The following is an 18632-nucleotide window of genomic DNA, read 5'->3' as shown; positions in this document are numbered from 1 at the left end:
CCCCTCCTCGGCTCAGTCGTCGTCTCCCGCGGCCTGCTCGACGAGCGGGATGACGCGCAGCGGGACCGGGTTCTCCATGACGATGGCCGTGGAGGCCCGGACGATGCCATCAAAACCGACAACCCGGTCGATCACCCGCTGGAGATCGGCGTTGGAGCGCGCGACGAGACGGCAGAGCATGTCGCCGTGGCCGGTGGTGGTGTGCAGCTCCAGCACTTCCGGGACACCGGCCAAATGGGCCCGTACATCGGCCCCTTGACCCTGCTTGATCTCCAGCGTGGCGAACGCCGTGACGGGATAGCCGAGCGCCGCCGGATCGACGGTCGGGCCGAATCCGCGGATGACTCCATTCGACTGAAGCCGGTCGAGGCGCGCCTGCACCGTCCCGCGCGCCACGCCGAGCCGGCGCGATGCCTCCAGGACGCCGATACGGGGCTCACGGGCCAGCAGTACGATGAGCCGGCCGTCCAGTCGATCGATCGCCATGGTGCGCCTCCGGAGGGTCGCTGTGATGGTCATCATGTACAGATAGCCCGGCCATCATCCCGATCCGCTAGGCAGATTGCCCAGAGAATTCGCGAACTGTTGCGCACCTTGCGAAGCGGCGAGAGCCTTCGGACATGACTGAGACTCTGCACACCACCCCCGACACTGCCCGGCAGGCCGACCCCTTCCCGGTGAAGGGAATGGACGCGGTCGTCTTCGCCGTCGGCAACGCCAAGCAGGCCGCGCACTACTACTCGACGGCCTTCGGCATGAAGCTGGTCGCCTACTCCGGACCGGAGAACGGCAGCCGTGAGACGGCGAGTTACGTCCTGACCAACGGCTCCGCCCGTTTCGTCTTCACCTCCGTCATCAAGGCGTCCACCGACCACGGCCGCTTCCTCGCCGACCATGTGGCCGAGCACGGCGACGGCGTCGTCGACCTGGCCATCGAGGTCCCGGACGCCCGCGCGGCCTACGCCTACGCGGTCGAGCACGGCGCCCTCGGCCTCACCGAGCCGCACGAGGTCAAGGACGAGCACGGCACGGTCGTGCTCGCCGCCATCGCCACGTACGGCAAGACCCGCCACACTCTCGTCGAGCGCACCGGCTACGAGGGCCCCTACCTGCCCGGCTTCGTCGCCGCCGCCCCGATCGTCGAGCCGCCCGCCAAGCGCTTCTTCCAGGCCGTCGACCACTGCGTCGGCAACGTGGAACTCGGCCGGATGAACGAGTGGGTCGGCTTCTACAACTCCGTCATGGGCTTCACCAACATGAAGGAGTTCGTGGGCGACGACATCGCCACCGAGTACTCCGCCCTCATGTCCAAGGTCGTCGCCGACGGCACGCTCAAGGTCAAGTTCCCGATCAACGAACCGGCCGTCGCCAAGAAGAAGTCCCAGATCGACGAGTACCTGGAGTTCTACGGCGGCGCGGGCGTCCAGCACATCGCGCTGGCCACGAACGACATCGTCGCCTCGGTGCGCGCGATGCGGGCGGCCGGCGTCCAGTTCCTGGACACCCCCGACTCGTACTACGACACCCTCGGCGAGTGGGCGGGCGAGACCCGCGTCCCCGTGGAGATCCTGCGCGAGCTCAAGATCCTCGTCGACCGGGACGAGGACGGCTACCTGCTGCAGATCTTCACCAAGCCGGTCCAGGACCGCCCGACCGTCTTCTTCGAGATGATCGAGCGCCATGGCTCGATGGGCTTCGGCAAGGGCAACTTCAAGGCCCTGTTCGAGGCGATCGAGCGCGAACAGGAGAAGCGCGGCAACCTCTGACCCCAGGCGTGCGGGCGGGGCCTCGGGCGAACCCGGGGCCCCGCCCGCACGGGTTCACCGGCCGCGTCTGCCGACGGGCACGTCCCCGGGCGACGACTGCGACCACCGCCGTAGCTGCCTCTCCGCGGGCGGGGACCGTGAGTCGGCGGCCGGCACGGTCACCTTCACCGACCCGGCCGACGGCCCGGAGTACCCCGCCGTCGGCACCCGCCTGGTCATCTCCACCGGACGCGCGCTCACCCCCGGCGACCTCACCGTGACCCTTGCCGCCGGACCGAACCACACCCTCGTCGGCGTCGTCACCCCCACGCCGAGCGTCGACCTCGAACCGAAGGGCACCTACACCACGCCGGTCACCATCTCCTCCGCCCACCGGGACCACCAGGTGGGACCGCAGGACTCCCTGACCGTCAGCGCCGAACTGCTCGCCCAGGGCTACGGACCGCTCCAGCGGACCGGGGTCGAGGCCCACGCCACCCTGCGCCGGTAGCCGAACGACGTTCCGGGCGGGGACGGAGAACGCCGGGCGGCCCGCACGGAGCGAGCCGCCCGGCGACCCGACCACCGCCGACGGCACGCCGCAACCGCCGCACCGTCAGCGGCGGCCCGGCGTCTGCGGTGCCGCCGGGGCCGGGGCGCGGGCGCCGCTGCCGGTGACGGACGCCCCCGCCGCCAGCCGCGGATCCGGCTTCCGCGGCTCGGCCACCGCGGCCGGCGCACTCGCCTCCGGCACCGGGGCCGGGCCACCGGCGGGCGACGACGGCTGCGGTGCCGGCACGGAGGGCGGCGACGCCGACGGCTCGGGCGTCCTCGGCTCGGCCCGAGCCGCCCGCGCGGGCTCCGGGGCGGGCTCCATGTCCGCCGGACCGCCCGCCGGAAGGCTCCCCAGGGAGTCCAGCGCCTCCTTGGCCGCCGGGCCCTCCAGCGGCGAGAAGTGCGGGTTGGTGCGCAGGGCCTTCTCCAGATTGCGGCGCGCCGGACCGTAGTCCCCCAACGCCTGCTGGATCGCGCCCAGGTGGGACGCGTACGAGGCGGTCCGCCCGCCCGCGTCGACCGCGCGCGTCGCGTACGCGAGAGCGGCGGACGAATCGCCGGACAGGTGCAGCGCCCAGCCCAGCGCGTCCGCCACCGCCGCGCTGCGGTGCGACCGGGCCCACTCCGCCTTCAGCAGCTTCACCGCCACCGCCGGGTCCCCGTGGGCGGCCTCGAAACGGCCGCGCAGGAGCGCGTTGTCCACGCCCTGGCCGTCGCCTCGCGCGAGAGCCTCGCGCAGCTGGGCGTACATGTCCTGGGCATCCTCGTCCCGGCCCAGCGATTCGTACAACTCGCCCAGCTCCAGCATGTATGCGGGCCGGGGCAGGCCGGCCAGCGCCGCCTTGTAGTCGCGCTGCGCCTCGTCGGTACGGCCCAGCGCCACCAGCGCCGCGGCCCGGCCCGCGAGCGACGCGCGGTGGGCGCGGTCGGTCCGCAGCGCCGCGCTGTACTGCGCCACCGCCTCCTCGGGCTCACCGCGCTCCCAGGCCAGTTCGCCCAGCAGATGCAGGCACTGCGCCTTCTGCGCCGGTGTGGTGGCCCGGTCCGCCGCGTCCTGCGCGGCGGCCAGCGCGTCCTCGCGCCAGCCGCGGTCCCGGTACATCCGCGCCGTCCGCAGGAGCGCCGCGGCGCCGGGGCGGAGCGCCGCGAACCTCGCCACCGCCGCGCGCGAAGCCTTGTAGTCGCCGAGGCCGTCGTAGGCCTCGATCAGCGCCGGGTACACCGTCCACTGCTTCGGCTGCCGCGCCCGTACCGTCTCGCCCCACTTCTTCGCCACGGCGAAGTCGCGCCGGGCGTTGGCGAGGGTCGCCAGTCCCACCCAGGCCGCCGTGTTCCCGCTCTCACCCGGCTCTACGTTCAGCGAGCGCTTCAACGCCCCCTCGGCCCGGCCGAAGTACACCTCGTCCGCGGAACGCTGCCCCCATTCCGCGTAGGCCGTACCGAGCAGCGCCCACGACTTCGCGTCGGCGGGATGCGTACCCACCCACTGCTGCCGGTCCCCGATCAGCGCCGTCAGATCGGAGAGCGAGGCGGGATAGCCCATGTCCGCCGCCTTCAGAGCACGGGAAACCGGGCCCGGCGCGGGCGGCGGCGCGGATTCCTCCCCCTCCTCCGGCACGGCCACCACCGCACCCGTCACCAGCACCGCACCCGCCACCACACCCATGGCCGCCCTGCGCAGCGTCGTGCGCAGCGAGACGGGCGGCAGATCGGCCGACGACGCCGGGTCCAGTGCCGCGAGGTCGTTTCCGGGGGGTTCAAGGGGAGGCTTCGGCGAAGCGGCGGACTCCGGAGGCTGCTGCGGCATGACATCCATGCCGATCACTCTGCGTCAGTACGAAGAGCACACCGCGTCTTGCGAAGGCCGCCGCAGACGGGTTCACACCAATGGGCCCCGGTGCCACGCTTGGATCATGAACGGACTTCTGGAACAACTGCGTGCGGGTCTGCCGGCCGAGGCCGTGATCACCGATCCGGACGTCACCGCCTCCTACGCCCACGACATGGCGAGCTTCTGCGACGCCGGCACGCCCGCCGTCGTCGTTCTCCCGCGCACGGTCGAGCAGGTCCAGCACGTCATGCGCACGGCCACGGCCCTGCGCGTCCCGGTCGTCCCGCAGGGAGCCCGCACCGGCCTGTCGGGCGCGGCCAACGCCTGCGACGGCTGCGTCGTGCTGTCCCTGGTGAAGATGGACCGGATCCTGGAGATCAGCCCGGTCGACCGGATCGCCGTCGTCGAACCGGGCGTCGTCAACGCCGTGCTGTCCCGGGCGGTCGACGAGCACGGCCTCTGCTACCCGCCGGACCCCTCCAGCTGGGAGACGTGCACCATCGGCGGCAACATCGGCACCGCGTCCGGCGGTCTGTGCTGCGTGAAGTACGGGGTCACCGCCGAGTACGTACTGGGCCTGGAGGTCGTCCTCGCCGACGGGCGCCTGCTCACCACCGGCCGCCGCACCGCGAAGGGCGTCGCGGGATACGACCTCACCCGGCTCTTCGTCGGCTCGGAAGGAAGCCTCGGCATCGTCGTCAAGGCCGTGCTCGCGCTGAAGCCCCGGCCACCGCGGCAGCTGGTGCTGGCCGCCGAGTTCCCGAGCGCGGCCGCCGCGTGCGACGCGGTCTGCCGGATCATGGAGCGCGGTCACACGCCGTCACTCCTCGAACTGATGGACCGTACGACGATCCGTGCCGTCAACAAGATGGCCGGCATGGGACTGCCCGACACCACCGAGGCGCTCCTGCTCGCCGCCTTCGACACCCCGGACCCGTCGGCCGACCTGGCCGCCGTCGCCGAGCTGTGCACCGGGGCGGGCGCCACCGAGGTGGTCCCCGCCCAGGACGCGGCCGAGTCCGGCATGCTGCTCCAGGCCCGGCGGATGGCGCTCACCGCACTGGAGACCGTCAAGCCGGCCACGATGATCGACGACGTCTGCGTACCGCGCTCGAAGCTCGGCGCGATGCTCGAAGGCACCGCCGCCATCGCCGGGAAGTACGGCCTGACCATCGGCGTCTGCGCGCACGCGGGCGACGGCAACACCCACCCCGTCGTCTGCTTCGACCACACCGACGCCGACGAGTCCCGGCGGGCCCGCGAGTCCTTCGACGAGATCATGGCGCTCGGGCTGGAACTCGGCGGCACGATCACCGGCGAGCACGGTGTCGGCGTCCTGAAGAAGGAATGGCTCGCGCGCGAACTCGGCGAGGTGGGCGTCGAGCTGCACCGGGGCATCAAGCAGACCTTCGACCCGCTGGGGCTGCTCAACCCGGGCAAGGTGTTCTGACGGCCGGCCGGGAGCGCGTTCACGCCCGCGTCCGGACCCGCGCTCGTGCCCGCTCATGCGTCGCTGTCCCGCGACTCGTCCGACCCCCACGGGTCGCTCAGCCACAGATCGTCGGCCGGCAGCGGCGCGAGCAGCTCGGCGAGACCTTCGTCGATACCGAGCCGCTCGGTCTCCGTGCCCGGCGGAACCAGCCGCAGAGTCCGCTCCACCCAGGCGGCCACGGCGGCGGACGGCACCTCCAGAAGGGCGTCGCCGTCGGGCGAGGTCAGCGCCACGAAGATGACGTTGCGCCGGTCGACCTTGGTCGGCCAGATCCGCACGTCCCCGTGGCCGCACGGCCGGAATACGCCCTCGACCAGCAGATCGCGGGCGAACGTCCAGTGGACGGGGAAGTCGGAGCCGATGTGAAAGGCGACGTGCACGGCGTACGGGTCCTCCGTGCGGTACGTCAGCCGGGCAGGGACGGGGATGCTGCGCTCGGGCGACAGAACCAGCTTGAGCTCCAGCTCGCGTTCCACGACGGTGTGCATGAGTACGTCCTCTCGGTGCCTGTGGGCCGGTCCCGTGACCGGTCCGCACAGGGAGAGAGCGCCCTCCCCGCCGACTATGACGCGACTTCTGGAAAAAATTTCCGGGAGACCGGAAAGTGGCCCAAACCCCTGGACCGGCCCAGGGGCGGGCGGCTGTCTGATAGATGTGGACCCGTTGTATTGAGGCCTCGAAGAGATACGGGACCACGGTGATGAGCGCCCCAACCCCGGCACCCGGTGACGAAAGCCCCCGTGAGGGGTATTACCCCGACCCGTCCATTCCCGGATACGTCCGGTACTGGAACGGCGCTTCATGGGTGCCCGGCACGAGCCGGGCCGCCCCTCAGCAGGGCGAGTCGATGCCCTCGGCGCCCGCCGGAGCGGCGGCCGAACCGCAGCCGCAGCCGTCGGCCGCGGCGTCCGCGGCGGCCGACGCGCCGATCAACGAGACCGGTCCGGTCTTCCTCGACGAGGAGCCGTCCGCGGACAACCGCCCGGAGCCGGCCACCGCTTGGCAGGCCGACGCCTCCCGGCAGACCGGCTTCGGCGGGGAACGCGACCGACGGATCTCCTGGGGCGGCGCCGGGCAGCCCGGCAGGCAGGACGACGAGGGACCGCGGGGCGATCGGGGCGGCCCGTCGGTGCCGGACGCCGGACAGGATCCGCGTAGGCCCGCGGGCCGGGCTCCGGCCGGCCAGGTCCCGGCCAACCGTCTCCCCGCGGTCCGGACACCGGCCGACCGCGCTCCCGCGGACCCGCGTCGGCCCGCGTCCCCGGAGCCGGCGGGCGGTGCGCTGCCGGGCATGCGCGACGGCGGCGGCCGTACCCCCGAGAAGACCCCCGAGAACACCGTCGCGATCCGGGGCGACCGTCCGGGCCGCGCCATCACCGCCCGGTCGACGGAACAGGCGTCCGCGGACGGGACGATGGCGATCCGCGCCGTCACCCCCGGGGCAGCCGCGCAGACATCGCCGCAGACAGCACCCCGGCCCCCCGCGCAAACCCCCGCCCCGGCTCCGAACCCCGCCCAGGCCCCCGGCCCCGGCGGCGGTGTCACCCCCTGGGCGCAGCAGGTCCACCAGCTCGCCCAGCCCGACCCGGTGGCTCTCCAACAGCCCCAGCCCCAGCCCCGGGCCCAGCAGCCCCAACAGCCCCAGCCCCAAGTCCAGCAGCCCCAGCCTCAGCAGCCCCACCTCCCGTACCAGTCCCACCAGCCCCACCCGCAGTTCGGCGCGCAGGGCGGACAGCCGGACCAGCCCGTCGTGCCGTGGAAGCCCCCGGTCGACGACCCGTTCGCGCAGCTCGTGCAGGCCCAGGCGTCGGCCAGGCCCGCCGGTCTCGGCAAGCGGTTCGCCGCCCGGCTCGTCGACACGGTGGTGCTGGGCGCGCTCGTCGGCGCGATCGGTTTCCCGCTCCTCTCGCGGGCGATGGACCACATCGACGAGAAGATCAGCGCGGCGAAGCTGTCCGGTGAGACGGTCACCGTATGGCTGGTGGACTCCACCACGGCCGGTCTGTTCGGAGGGGTGCTCGGCGCGTTCCTCGTGCTCGGCGTGGTGCTGGAGGCGCTGCCGACCGCGAAGTGGGGCCGTACGCTCGGCAAGAAGCTCTGCGGACTCGAAGTGCGGGACATCGAGTCCCACGGGGCCCCGTCCTTCGGCGCCGCGCTGCGCCGCTGGCTGGTCTACGGCGTGCTGGGCGTCCTGGTGGTCGGGGTCGCCAACGTGCTGTGGTGCCTGTTCGACCGGCCGTGGCGCCAGTGCTGGCACGACAAGGCGGCGCACACCTTCGTCGCCGGCTGACTCCGCACCCGGTCCGCGGCGCCCACTCCTGCGGCTGACGGCCCATCGGGTGAGGGGCGGGGGGACGTCCCGTTCCCCCGAACGCACCTGAGCCGTTGCGGGTGCCCGTGGGCCGGGGTGCACTGCCCCCATGAGCAACGATCAGCCGACGTCCGGTCAGCCGCCCGAGGACGACCCGTTCCTCAAGAAGCCGCAGGGGTCTCAGGGGCCGCAAGAGCCGCAGGGCCCTCAGGGGCCCCAAGGGCCGCAAGGGCCGTCGTCGGGCTCGCCCTACGGCGGCACTCCGCCGCCCCCGCCGCCCGGTCCTCCGCCGCCGTACGATCCCGGTCCCTACGGCGGTGGCGGCCCGTACGGGGGCGCGGACCCGTTGGCCGGCATGCCGCCGCTCGGCGAGCCCGGCAAGCGGATTCTGGCCCGGCTGATCGACTTCCTGATCATCTCGATCCCGCTGTACCTGATCTCGTTGCCGTGGGGCGGCGCGGTCGAGGTGAACAACAACGGCAGCAGCACCAACGGCGTCGGCGATGTCTTCAGCCAGACGTACAGCGGGCACCAGCTGCTCTGGTCGCTGATCGGTCTGGTGGTCTACGTCGCGTACGACACGTACTTCACCCACAAGGACGGCCGGACCCTCGGCAAGCGGCTGCTGAAGCTGCGGGTCGCGATGCTCAACGACGGCCGGGTGCCGGACACCGGGACGGCGTTCCTGCGGGCCGTGGTGCTGTGGCTGCCGGCGCTGCTGTGCTGTCCCTGCCTGTGGTGGCTGATCAACATCGTGCTCATGTTCACGGACAAGCCGTACCGCCAGGGCCTCCAGGACAAGGCGGCGAAGACGGTGGTCGTCCAGACCGACTGAGAACCTCCGGCGCCGGGGCCCTCGCGTCCGAGGCCCCTCTGCGCCTGACGCCCCTTCATGCCCGTACGGCCCCGGTCTCCGTACGGCCCCGGTCTCCGTACCGGCTCGGTCGGCGAGCCGGTACGGAGACCGAGGCCGTACGCGTCAGTTCCGCAGGGAGCGCTCGCCCAGGAGCTCGTCCACCCGCGCCGCCGCGCGCTGTTCGGCCGTGCGGACCGGCGGGATCGGGGCCCGGACGGCGTCGTGGGCGAGACCTTCGGCCTCGACGGCGGCGGAGACCGGGTCCTGGTTCGTACGCGCCGCGGCACCGGCCTTCGCCGACTTCGCTGTTCTCGCCCGGGACGGGTGGGGTACGGTCACGGCCACCAGCAGGCCGAGCGCGAGTGCCGCGGTCCCGATGACGGCGATGCCGAGGCCCGAGCCGGTACGGGAGAGCAGCAGCATGGCGAGGGTCGAGAAGACGACGGTGACCGAACCGTAGGAGAGCTGTGCGGCAGTGATACGCGGCATGGCGGTATCCCCCTCGGGGCATCGGATGGGCAGTCCCTCAACGCGGTCGCACTGTCAATCGACTGTACGACGGTGGATGCCCGAGAGGAACCGGTAGTAAGCACGGCCTAACCCGCGGTGCCGGTGCACGGGGGGCGCACGGAGTCATTCCGCACCCCAGCCATGGGGCGTGACGCGCCGGTTGCCCGCCCGCAGGGTGAACGTCCGGATAACGGAAGAGCACTCCTGCATAGTGCACTTGGCCTGTTCAAGTCAAGATCTGTCTTTTCTCTCGCAACTCCGGTCGAATGTCGTCACTTGTGATGCGTATCCGCGCGCGGCCGTTCCACACCACCCCGGGCCGCAGCCGCGGACGCCGGGGAGGACTGCATCAAGTGACCACTAACAGACGGGCGCTTCGCGCCGCAGCGGTTGTCGTGGCCATGGCCGCCACTGCCGCCACGGCGTCAGCTTTCGCCACGGCCCAGGCGGATGACCACACATCGGGGGCGAAGGCGCCCGTAGTCGAGCGCCGCGACCCGGGTTCGGCCAAGGGCGACCAGCACGACCTCCAGGGCCCCTTCAGCAAGCAGCAGGACGCCCAGCGTCAGGCCGCCCTGGAGCAGGTCCTGGCGGGCGACAAGAAGGTGTCGACGCGCAACGGCTCCAAGGTCGTCAAGCTCGACGACAAGAAGTACGTCGAGCTCGGCCGCGAGAAGACCGACAAGATCTTCACGGTCCTGGTGGAGTTCGGCGACCAGGTCGACAACACGACCATGTTCGACCCGGACGGCGACGGCCCCCTGCCGGCCGTCCCGAAGTACGGCGGCACGCCCGGCCCGCTGCACAACAAGATAGCCAAGCCGGACCCCAAGAAGGACAACAGCACCGCCTGGCAGGCCGACTACAACCAGGCGCACTTCCAGGACCTCTACTTCGGTACGGGCGCCGGCAAGGACTCGCTGAAGACGTACTACGAGAAGACGTCCTCCGGGCGCTACTCGGTCGACGGCGAGGTCTCCGACTGGGTCAAGGTGCCGTACAACGAGGCCCGTTACGGTTCCAACTTCTGCGGCTCGTCCAACTGCGCCAACGCCTGGGACATGGTCAAGGACGGCGTGAACGCCTGGGCCGCCGACCAGAAGGCCAAGGGCCGTACGCCCGAGCAGATCAAGGCGGACCTCGCACAGTACGACCAGTGGGACCGCTACGACTACGACAACGACGGCAACTTCAACGAGCCCGACGGCTACATCGACCACTTCCAGATCGTCCACGCGGGTGAGGACGAGTCCGCGGGTGGCGGCGTCGAGGGCAAGAACGCCATCTGGGCGCACCGTTGGTACGCGTACGGCACCAACGCCGGTGCGACCGGCCCGGTCGGCAACAAGGCGGGCGGCACCGAGATCGGTGACACCGGCATCTGGGTCGGTGACTACACCGCGCAGCCCGAGAACGGCGGCCTGGGCGTCTTCGCCCACGAGTACGGCCACGACCTGGGCCTGCCCGACCTGTACGACACCACCAACACCGCCGAGAACTCGGTCGGTTTCTGGTCCCTGATGTCGGCCGGTTCCTGGCTCGGCACCGGCAAGAACCAGATCGGTGACCTGCCCGGCGACATGACCGCCTGGGACAAGCTCCAGCTCGGCTGGCTCAACTACGCCGAGGCCAAGGCCGCGACGAACTCCACGCACAAGCTGGGCGTGTCCGAGTACAACACCAAGGACAAGCAGGCGCTCGTCGTCACGCTGCCCGACAAGCCGGTCACCACCGCTGTCACCAAGCCCGCCGAGGGTTCCAAGCAGTGGTGGAGCGACGCGGGCGACAACCTGAACAACACCCTGTCCCGCTCGGTCGACCTGACCGGCAAGTCCAAGGCCTCCCTGGACCTGGCCGGCTGGTGGGACATCGAGAAGGACTACGACTTCCTCTACACCGAGGTGTCGGAGAACGGCGGCACCAGCTGGACCGCGATCGACGGCACGGCCGACGGCAAGGCGATCCCGCGCGACGCCAGTGACAAGCCGGCCCTGACCGATGTCTCCGGCGCGTACCGGAAGCTCTCCTACCCGCTGGACGCCTACGCGGGCAAGAAGATCGACATCCGCTTCCGCTACACCACCGACGGTGGCGCGGGCGGCGTCGGCTTCGCCGCCGACACCATCTCGGTCAACGCCGACGGTGCCGCGCTGTTCACGGACAACGCCGAGGGCGACGACAACGGCTGGACCGCCAAGGGCTTCTCCCGCGTCGGTGAGTCGTTCTCCAAGGAGTACCCGCAGTTCTACATCGCGGAGAACCGCCAGTACGTCAGCTACGACAAGACCCTCAAGGTCGGCCCGTACAACTTCGGCTTCTCCAAGTCCCGTCCGGACTGGGTCGAGCACTACCCGTACCAGAACGGTCTGCTCATCTGGCTCTGGGACCGGTCCCAGAAGGACAACAACGTCTCGGCCCACCCGGGCAAGGGCCTGATCCTGCCGATCGACGCCCACGCCAAGCCGCTGAAGTGGGCCGACGGCACGATCATGCGCAACAAGATCCAGCCCTTCGACGCGCCCTTCAGCCGGTACGCGACGGACGGCTTCACGCTGCACAACGCCGACGTGCCGGTGAGGATCAAGCCGCAGCTGGGCATCCCGGTCTTCGACGACCACAAGGGAACCTACTGGTACAAGGAGAACAAGACCGGAAGTGTTCAGGTCACTGACACGAACACCCGGATCACCATCGTCAGCGAGCCGCGCGATGGCTCGACGATGATCGTCAAGGTCGGGGCCTCGCACAAGTAGCCCCGTATCGCCGCAGGTCAGAGCTTGATCGGCCGTCGCCCTCTAGCGGGCGGCGGCCGATCGTGTTTAGGTGCGTCTTGTTCAGATCCTTATTGACACGATGTCTCACGGGGGAGCGCGGACCATGGCAGGCGGAGGATTCAGCAAGTTGCCGAACGGCAGTGTGGTGGTGGCGATCACCCTGCCCAGTCCCACGGACGGAACGGGTCCGGGCACCCCGATCAGGGTCCTGGTGCACGCGGCCAACCGGGCCCGCGCGCTGACCCGGCTGCGCAATCTGGGGCTGCGCGCCGTCTACCTCCGGGGCAACGCCGAGCCACCCACCCCGGACGAGATCACCGCTGTGCTGCACCACCCGGACGGGGTGCTCTGGCGGGCGAGACCGGAGCGGGCCCAGGAACTCTGGCACCCGATCCGCGCCCTGCTCCGCCCGGCCGTACCGACGCGCCGCCCGGCCTGATGCGCGGGGGCGGGGCGGTCCGGTGCGCGGGGCCCGGACGGGCCGGGGGTGCCGCAGGGGGTATGGCCGGGTACGGCCGCCTACACCACCGGCTTGCCGGAAAGCCTCACGCCCGCCCTGCGGAGCTCCTCCAGCGCCCGGTCCGTGGTCGCCTCGGCGACCCCCGCGGTCAGGTCGAGCAGCACATGCGTCGTGAAGCCCGCCCGGACCGCGTCCAGCGCCGTCGCCCGCACGCAGTGGTCGGTCGCGATGCCGACCACGTCGACCTCGGTCACCGCGCGGTCCCGCAGCCAGTCCGCCGGTCCCACGCCGTTCTCGTCGAGGCCCTCGAAGCCGCTGTACGCCGCCGCGTAGGCGCCCTTGTCGAACACCGCGTCGATCGCCCCCGAGGCGACCGCAGGGGCGAAGTTCGGGTGGAAGCCCACCCCCTCCGTACCGGCGACGCAGTGCGGCGGCCAGGAGTCCTCGAAGTCCGGCTGCGCGGAGAAGTGGTTGCCCGGGTCGATGTGGTGGTCACGGGTGGCCACCACATGGCGGTACCCGGCCTGGGCCTCGCCGATCAGGTCGGTGATGGCGGCGGCGACGTCGGAGCCCCCCGCCACGGCGAGGCTGCCGCCCTCGCAGAAGTCGTTCTGGACGTCCACGACGATCAAGGCGCGGTGCATGGCGGGTGTCCTTCGGTGGGGGACGGTCGGCGGTCATGGGGGCATATTCGAGCCTAGAGACTCGGAAGCGGCTTCGGGAGGGGACGTGATCGAGCCTGTCCGGTGATTCCGGTGATTCCGGTGATTCCGGTGATTCCGGTGATTCCGGTGACGAACCGGCCGCCGAACGGCTCCGGTGGCCTCTGCCCCTCCCGTCCCCGCTCCCCGCTCCCCGCTCCCGGCTCCGTCACAGGTACTCCGTGGGAATCACCGGTTCCCCGCGGGACAGCTGCATCGCCGACATCGGCAGCCCCGCCCGCGCGGCCATGTGCCGCTCACGCGCCGCGTCCAACGGCTCGCGGGCGATCACCTCGCCGCCCTTGACCAGTTCGACCAGCAGCTGCCGGTCGGCCAGCTCCGCCGGTACGGGACCGGTGCCGATCACCTCCGCCTCGGCCACCCCGTTCTCGTCCAGCCTGCGTGCGGCCCACTTGCGACCGCCCACCGACGCCTTCGAGCCGAGCGACTTCTTGGCGACCGCGCGCAGCGGCTCCGAGGGGTCGGCGGATCCGGTGCGGGCGACCAGCTTGTAGACCATCGAGCAGGTCGGCTGCCCGCTGCCGGTCACCAGCTGCGTGCCCACTCCGTACGCGTCGACCGGGGCGGCGGCCAGCGAGGCGATCGCGTACTCGTCCAGATCCGACGTCACCACGATCTTGGTGCCGGTGGCGCCCAGTTCGTCCAGCTGCTGCCGCACCCGGTGCGCGACCAGCAGCAGGTCCCCGGAGTCGATCCGTACCGCACCCAGCTCGGTCCCGGCGATCTCGACCGCCGTACGGACCGCCTCGGCGACGTCGTACGTGTCGACCAGCAGCGTCGTGCCCCGGCCCAGCGAGTCGACCTGCGCCCGGAACGCGTCGCGCTCGGTGTCGTGGAGCAGCGTGAAGGCGTGGGCGCTCGTCCCGACGGTCGGGATGTTGTAGCGGAAGCCCGCGGCCAGGTCGGAGGTGGTGTCGAAGCCGCCGATGTACGCGGCGCGCGCCGACGCCACCGCCGACAGTTCATGGGTGCGGCGTGCACCCATCTCGATCAGTCCCCGTCCGCCCGCCGCGGCGGACATCCGCGACGCCGCGGCGGCGATGGCCGAGTCGTGGTTGAGGATCGACAGGATCACCGTCTCCAGCAGCACGCACTCGGCGAAGGAGCCCTCGACCCGCAGGACGGGCGAGCCGGGGAAGTACACCTCGCCCTCCGGGTAGCCCCAGATGTCACCGCTGAAGCTGTAGTCGGCCAGCCAGTCGAGCGTGGGTCCGTCGACGACGTCCTGTTCGCGCAGGAAGGTGAGCATCTCGTCGTCGAAGTGGAAGTTCTCCACCGCGTCCAGCACCCGTCCGATGCCCGCGACGACACCGTAGCGCCGCCCTTCCGGCAGCCGGCGGGTGAACGCCTCGAAGACCGAGTGCCGCTCGGCCGTGCCGGCCTTCAGTGCGGCCTGCACCATCGTGAGCTCGTACTGGTCGGTGAAGAGCGCGGTCGACGGCACACCGACCCGTCGCCCAAGGTCCGCAGAGTTCATGTTCCGGATGGTACCCCTATTTCGTCAGAGTGACGAGATCTCGGGTCGTTTGTGCGATGACCCCTCCCGGGTGGCAGCATGGGGTGGGTGAGCGTCGCCCCCACAGAGATCGAGCGTCCCGAATCGGCCGAGGACAGTCGCGTCGTCCCCGAGCCCGACGTCCCCTGGGTGACGCTGGTCCACAACGACCCGGTCAATCTCATGAGCTATGTGGCCTATGTCTTCCAGGCCTACTTCGGCTACTCCAAGGACAAGGCCCACAAGCTGATGCTGGACGTCCACCACAAGGGCCGCGCCGTCGTCTCCAGCGGCAGCCGCGAGGAGATGGAGCGCGACGTCCAGGCCATGCACGGCTACGGACTGTGGGCCACCCTCACCCAGGACCGCAACTAGACCGGCGGACCGGTCGGGTCACCTGCCCGGCCCGATCCGCCCGCTGCCCCGTCCGACCTGTCCTGCCCCGCCCGACCCACCATCGGAGAAAACCCATGGCCGGCCACTTCGAGGCCACCCCCGACGGCGGCGCGGCCGTCGCGCTCGACGAGGTGGAGATCGCGATCCTGCGCTCCCTCGCCGTCCAGCTGCTGGAACTGATCGGCCCCGGCGACGAACCCGCCGAGGGTGAGGACCCGCTCGCCGCCCTCTTTGCCGAGGGGCCCAGCGAACCGCCCACCGACCCCGCCCTGGCCCGCCTCTTCCCCGAGGCGTACGGCGACGAGGACAGCGAACTGCGTGCGGCCTCCGCCGAGTTCCGCCGCTTCACCGAGAACGATCTGCGCACCCGCAAGCGCAACGACGCCCTCACCGTCGTGCGCACCCTGGACGCTCTTTCCCCCGCCGACGACGGCGGCGCCGTACTCACCCTCTCGGCCGACGAATGCCGCAACTGGCTCGGCGCCCTCAACGACCTCCGGCTGACCATCGGCACCCGTCTGGAGGTCTCCGACGACGACGAGGGCGAGGCGGGCTCGCTCTACCGGCTTCCCGACAGCGATCCGCGCAAGCCGATGGTCATGGCCTATCTCTGGCTCGGCGCGCTGCAGGAAACCCTTGTGGAAACCCTGATGCCGTAATTCCCGGGCGCGGAGTTCCCGCGTGCGGGGCTGCGTACGGGGTTCCCGTGTACGAAGTTCTCGCGTACGGGGTTCCTGGGTCCGCCTTTCCCGGGCGCGGAGTTCCCGTGTGCTCACCGCCGACCGGCCACCCGCGCAATGGGGTCGCTCAACGGATACTCAAATCCGAATAACGATCCCGTCACCTGAATGGTCTTTTTTGCGCCGACTGGGAACGCTTGTCCGCTTCTTCCTGTGGTGTGCGCCACATAATGTCCGATGAATCGCCCATGTGTCTGTGATAAATCTTCACGACCACTCGGGGACGCCACCCCTGTTCCCGAGGGCGCTACGGGCCGGCGACCGCCGGCGGCACTCCATCCATATCCGGGGGGATCAGGATCCGATCCGCAGCCTCAGTGCCGCGGATCGGTGTGGAGAAAGGCGCAGCACATGACATCGGCGCAGGTCGACGAGGGACAGGACGGTCGGCGGGCCGCAACGGCCGCGGATGCCGACCCGGCGGGCGAGGGGTACCGGCGGGCCCTCGGGGCCCGTCAGATCCAGATGATCGCCATCGGCGGGGCCATCGGCACCGGCCTCTTCCTCGGTGCGGGAAAGGCGATCTCCAAGGCCGGGCCCAGTCTCGTCCTGGCTTATGCCGTCGCGGGTCTGGTGATCTTCTTCATCATGCGCGCCCTGGGTGAACTCCTCATGTACCGCCCGGTGTCGGGGTCCTTCTCGGAGTACGCCCGCGAATTCATCGGCCCCTTCGCGGGCTTTGTCACCGGCTGGACCTACTGGCTGTTCTGGGTGGTCACCGGAATCACCGAAGTCACCGCGGCCGCCCAGTACATGACGTTCTGGTTCGACATTCCTCAATGGGTTTCGGCGCTCATCTTCACGATCATCCTGTACGGCGTGAACCTGATCTCCGTAAAGCTCTTCGGGGAACTCGAATTCTGGTTCTCGATGGTCAAGGTGACCGCCATCGTCGGCATGATCCTCATCTGCGCCGGGATTCTCACCCTCGGCTTCTCCGACGCCGGGGACACCGCGTCCGTCACCCACCTCTGGGACGACGGCGGCTTCTTCCCGAACGGCATCAAGGGCACCCTGATGACCTTGCAGATCGTGATGTTCGCCTTCCTCGCCGTCGAACTCGTCGGCGTCACCGCGGGCGAGTCCAAGGACCCGAAGACCGTCCTGCCCAAGGCCATCAACACCGTGCCGTGGCGCATCGCCGTCTTCTACGTCGGCGCCCTCGTCATGATCCTCTCCGTGGTTCCGTGGACCGAGTTCCGGCCCGGCGTCTCACCGTTCGTCGCCGCCTTCCGGGAAATGGGCCTCGGTATCGGTGCCGGCATCGTCAACTTCGTCGTGCTGACCGCGGCCCTGTCCTCCTGCAACTCCGGCATGTACTCCACCGGCCGCATGCTGCGCGACCTCGCGCTCAACGGCCAGGGCCCGCGGTTCTTCACCCGGCTCACCAGGAGCGGCACCCCGCTCGTCGGCACCACCTTCTCCGCCGCCCTGATGCTCGTCGGCGTCTGGATCAACTACCAGTGGCCCGGCGACGCCTTCACCTACGTCGTCTCCTTCGCCACGATCTCCGGCATGTGGGCCTGGATCATGATCCTGGTCTGCCAGATCCGCTACCGCCGCCTCGCCGACCGCGGGGTGCTCCCGCGGTCCGCCTTCCGGGCCCCCGGCGCCCCGTACGCCGGCGTCTTCGCCCTGGTCTTCATCGGCGTGGTCGTCGTGATGATGGGCATCGACAAGGACACCAGGATCTCGCTGTACTGCGCCCCGCTCTGGGCGGTCCTTCTCGGCGTCTCGTACCTGGTGCTCAAGGCCCGCAACCCCGAGAACAAAGCCTTCACGAAGGGCTGAGCCCACCCGCGGGACGCGCCGCCGGTCCACCGCCGCCCCGTCCCGCCCCACCCCGGACCAGCGGTCGCCCCACCGGCCGCGTCCACCCTGCGGCCCCCGCGCACCACGCCCCGGTGCACGGGGGCCGCAGACGAAGGCGGGCCGGTGACCGGGGGAGCGGCCCACCTATCCTGGCGCCATGCTGACCATCACCCAGGCGCTCTACGACCAGATCGTCGCGCACTCCCGTGCCGACCACCCCGACGAGGCGTGCGGCATGGTCGCGGGTCCGGCCGGAACCGGGCGCGCCGAACGGTTCATCCCCATGCTCAACGCCGCCCGGTCGCCCACCTTCTACGAGTTCGACTCGGGCGACCTCCTCAGGCTCTACCGCGAGCTGGACGACCGGGACGAGGAGCCGGTGATCATCTACCACTCCCACACCGCGACCGAGGCCTACCCCTCCCGCACCGACGTCACGTACGCCAACGAGCCCGGCGCCCACTACGTCCTCGTCTCCACCGCGGACACCGACGCCGCGGGGCCCTTCCAGTTCCGCTCCTACCGCATCGTGGACGGCGAGATCACCGAGGAGGAGGTCGAGGTCGTCGAGGCGTACGAGCCCGCCTGACCTTGCCGCATCGCCCGGCCCCGGTGTTCCGCAGGCCGGACGGGACCGGGGCCACCGAGGTCCCGTCCGCCGTGTTCTGTCCACCTGTCGAACACCGGGCATCCACCAGGTGAGATCACATTCCTGATCGCGGACCGGGAATCGATACGATGACCGCATGGTTCCCCATGACGTGAGCGACAAGACGCCGGGCACACTGCTCGTCGCGCGGCTGCACGTCGACCTGTGCAGGCTCTCCAGCGCGATCTGTACGTGCTGCCTGCCCGCCGGCCGCACGGCCTAGGCAGGGCTCGCGGCGCGAGCAACCCATACGTCATGCACCAACCCCTGCGCGGGGGCAGAGC

At 70.6% G+C, this 18632-nt stretch carries 18 protein-coding genes; 12 read left to right on the top strand and 6 right to left on the bottom strand.

Annotation, left to right across the window (positions count from 1 at the left end):
- Positions 1-12: 12 nt before the first annotated feature.
- Positions 13-486 carry an Lrp/AsnC family transcriptional regulator gene (locus ACIOMQ_RS27500; RefSeq protein WP_362205279.1) on the bottom strand — a complete coding sequence of 158 codons (474 nt, stop codon included), beginning with the start codon at positions 484-486 and terminating at the stop codon, positions 13-15.
- Between the two features lie 134 nt (positions 487-620).
- On the opposite strand from ACIOMQ_RS27500, the gene hppD reads away from it, so the two are divergent.
- Entirely contained in the window at positions 621-1766 is a 1146-nt protein-coding gene (hppD, locus tag ACIOMQ_RS27495; RefSeq protein ID WP_362205276.1) for a 4-hydroxyphenylpyruvate dioxygenase, read from the top strand.
- A gap of 256 nt (positions 1767-2022) precedes the next feature.
- Positions 2023-2256 carry a hypothetical protein gene (locus tag ACIOMQ_RS27490; protein ID WP_402190790.1) on the top strand — a complete coding sequence of 78 codons (234 nt, stop codon included), beginning with the start codon at positions 2023-2025 and terminating at the stop codon, positions 2254-2256.
- A gap of 105 nt (positions 2257-2361) precedes the next feature.
- Here ACIOMQ_RS27490 and ACIOMQ_RS27485 read toward each other — a convergent pair whose 3' ends face one another.
- A complete protein-coding gene (locus tag ACIOMQ_RS27485; RefSeq protein ID WP_402190788.1) occupies positions 2362-4116 on the bottom strand; it encodes a hypothetical protein in 1755 nt (584 codons plus the stop codon).
- A 97-nt stretch (positions 4117-4213) separates the two neighbouring features.
- Between ACIOMQ_RS27485 and ACIOMQ_RS27480 the strand changes: the two genes are divergently transcribed.
- Positions 4214-5581: an FAD-binding oxidoreductase gene (locus tag ACIOMQ_RS27480; protein WP_401988041.1), complete on the top strand. Its 1368-nt coding sequence runs from the start codon at positions 4214-4216 to the stop codon at positions 5579-5581.
- Between the two features lie 53 nt (positions 5582-5634).
- Here the strand turns inward: ACIOMQ_RS27480 and ACIOMQ_RS27475 are convergent, their stop codons facing one another.
- On the bottom strand, positions 5635-6111 hold the full coding sequence (locus ACIOMQ_RS27475; RefSeq protein ID WP_362205264.1) for an SsgA family sporulation/cell division regulator: 477 nt from the start codon (positions 6109-6111) through the stop codon (positions 5635-5637).
- A 212-nt stretch (positions 6112-6323) separates the two neighbouring features.
- Here ACIOMQ_RS27475 and ACIOMQ_RS27470 point away from each other — a divergent pair, with 212 nt between their 5' ends.
- Entirely contained in the window at positions 6324-7913 is a 1590-nt protein-coding gene (locus tag ACIOMQ_RS27470; RefSeq protein WP_402190785.1) for an RDD family protein, read from the top strand.
- 130 nt (positions 7914-8043) lie between these two features.
- Positions 8044-8769 carry an RDD family protein gene (locus ACIOMQ_RS27465; protein WP_401756876.1) on the top strand — a complete coding sequence of 242 codons (726 nt, stop codon included), beginning with the start codon at positions 8044-8046 and terminating at the stop codon, positions 8767-8769.
- Positions 8770-8913: 144 nt separating this feature from the next.
- On the opposite strand, the gene ACIOMQ_RS27460 is transcribed toward ACIOMQ_RS27465, so the two are convergent.
- Complete coding sequence (locus ACIOMQ_RS27460; RefSeq protein WP_362205255.1) at positions 8914-9279, bottom strand: hypothetical protein; 366 nt, start codon at positions 9277-9279, stop codon at positions 8914-8916.
- Positions 9280-9653: 374 nt separating this feature from the next.
- On the opposite strand from ACIOMQ_RS27460, the gene ACIOMQ_RS27455 reads away from it, so the two are divergent.
- Positions 9654-12053: an immune inhibitor A domain-containing protein gene (locus ACIOMQ_RS27455; protein ID WP_362205252.1), complete on the top strand. Its 2400-nt coding sequence runs from the start codon at positions 9654-9656 to the stop codon at positions 12051-12053.
- Positions 12054-12177: 124 nt separating this feature from the next.
- A complete protein-coding gene (locus ACIOMQ_RS27450; protein ID WP_389799280.1) occupies positions 12178-12513 on the top strand; it encodes a hypothetical protein in 336 nt (111 codons plus the stop codon).
- Positions 12514-12593: 80 nt separating this feature from the next.
- On the opposite strand, the gene ACIOMQ_RS27445 is transcribed toward ACIOMQ_RS27450, so the two are convergent.
- Together ACIOMQ_RS27445 and ACIOMQ_RS27440 are read right to left on the bottom strand one after the other, a co-directional pair.
- Positions 12594-13178 carry an isochorismatase family protein gene (locus ACIOMQ_RS27445; RefSeq protein ID WP_362205246.1) on the bottom strand — a complete coding sequence of 195 codons (585 nt, stop codon included), beginning with the start codon at positions 13176-13178 and terminating at the stop codon, positions 12594-12596.
- A 226-nt stretch (positions 13179-13404) separates the two neighbouring features.
- On the bottom strand, positions 13405-14733 hold the full coding sequence (locus ACIOMQ_RS27440; RefSeq protein ID WP_362205243.1) for a nicotinate phosphoribosyltransferase: 1329 nt from the start codon (positions 14731-14733) through the stop codon (positions 13405-13407).
- 78 nt (positions 14734-14811) lie between these two features.
- Here ACIOMQ_RS27440 and clpS point away from each other — a divergent pair, with 78 nt between their 5' ends.
- The 5 genes from clpS (at position 14812) to ACIOMQ_RS27415 (ending at position 18571) form a co-directional block, all read left to right on the top strand.
- Positions 14812-15126 carry an ATP-dependent Clp protease adapter ClpS gene (gene clpS, locus ACIOMQ_RS27435; RefSeq protein WP_362205240.1) on the top strand — a complete coding sequence of 105 codons (315 nt, stop codon included), beginning with the start codon at positions 14812-14814 and terminating at the stop codon, positions 15124-15126.
- A gap of 95 nt (positions 15127-15221) precedes the next feature.
- Positions 15222-15806: a DUF2017 domain-containing protein gene (locus tag ACIOMQ_RS27430; RefSeq protein ID WP_362205237.1), complete on the top strand. Its 585-nt coding sequence runs from the start codon at positions 15222-15224 to the stop codon at positions 15804-15806.
- A gap of 432 nt (positions 15807-16238) precedes the next feature.
- A complete protein-coding gene (locus tag ACIOMQ_RS27425; RefSeq protein WP_362205234.1) occupies positions 16239-17678 on the top strand; it encodes an amino acid permease in 1440 nt (479 codons plus the stop codon).
- Positions 17679-17856: 178 nt separating this feature from the next.
- Entirely contained in the window at positions 17857-18288 is a 432-nt protein-coding gene (locus ACIOMQ_RS27420; protein ID WP_362205231.1) for a M67 family metallopeptidase, read from the top strand.
- A 157-nt stretch (positions 18289-18445) separates the two neighbouring features.
- Positions 18446-18571: a putative leader peptide gene (locus tag ACIOMQ_RS27415; protein WP_362205228.1), complete on the top strand. Its 126-nt coding sequence runs from the start codon at positions 18446-18448 to the stop codon at positions 18569-18571.
- The last annotated feature ends 61 nt before the right edge of the window (positions 18572-18632 follow it).

The sequence above is a fragment of the Streptomyces sp. NPDC087845 genome (genome assembly GCF_044742755.1).
Lineage (GTDB): Bacteria > Actinomycetota > Actinomycetes > Streptomycetales > Streptomycetaceae > Streptomyces.
The sequence above is the reverse complement of the archived record's forward strand: the minus strand, read 5'-3'. Positions and strand labels throughout refer to the sequence as shown.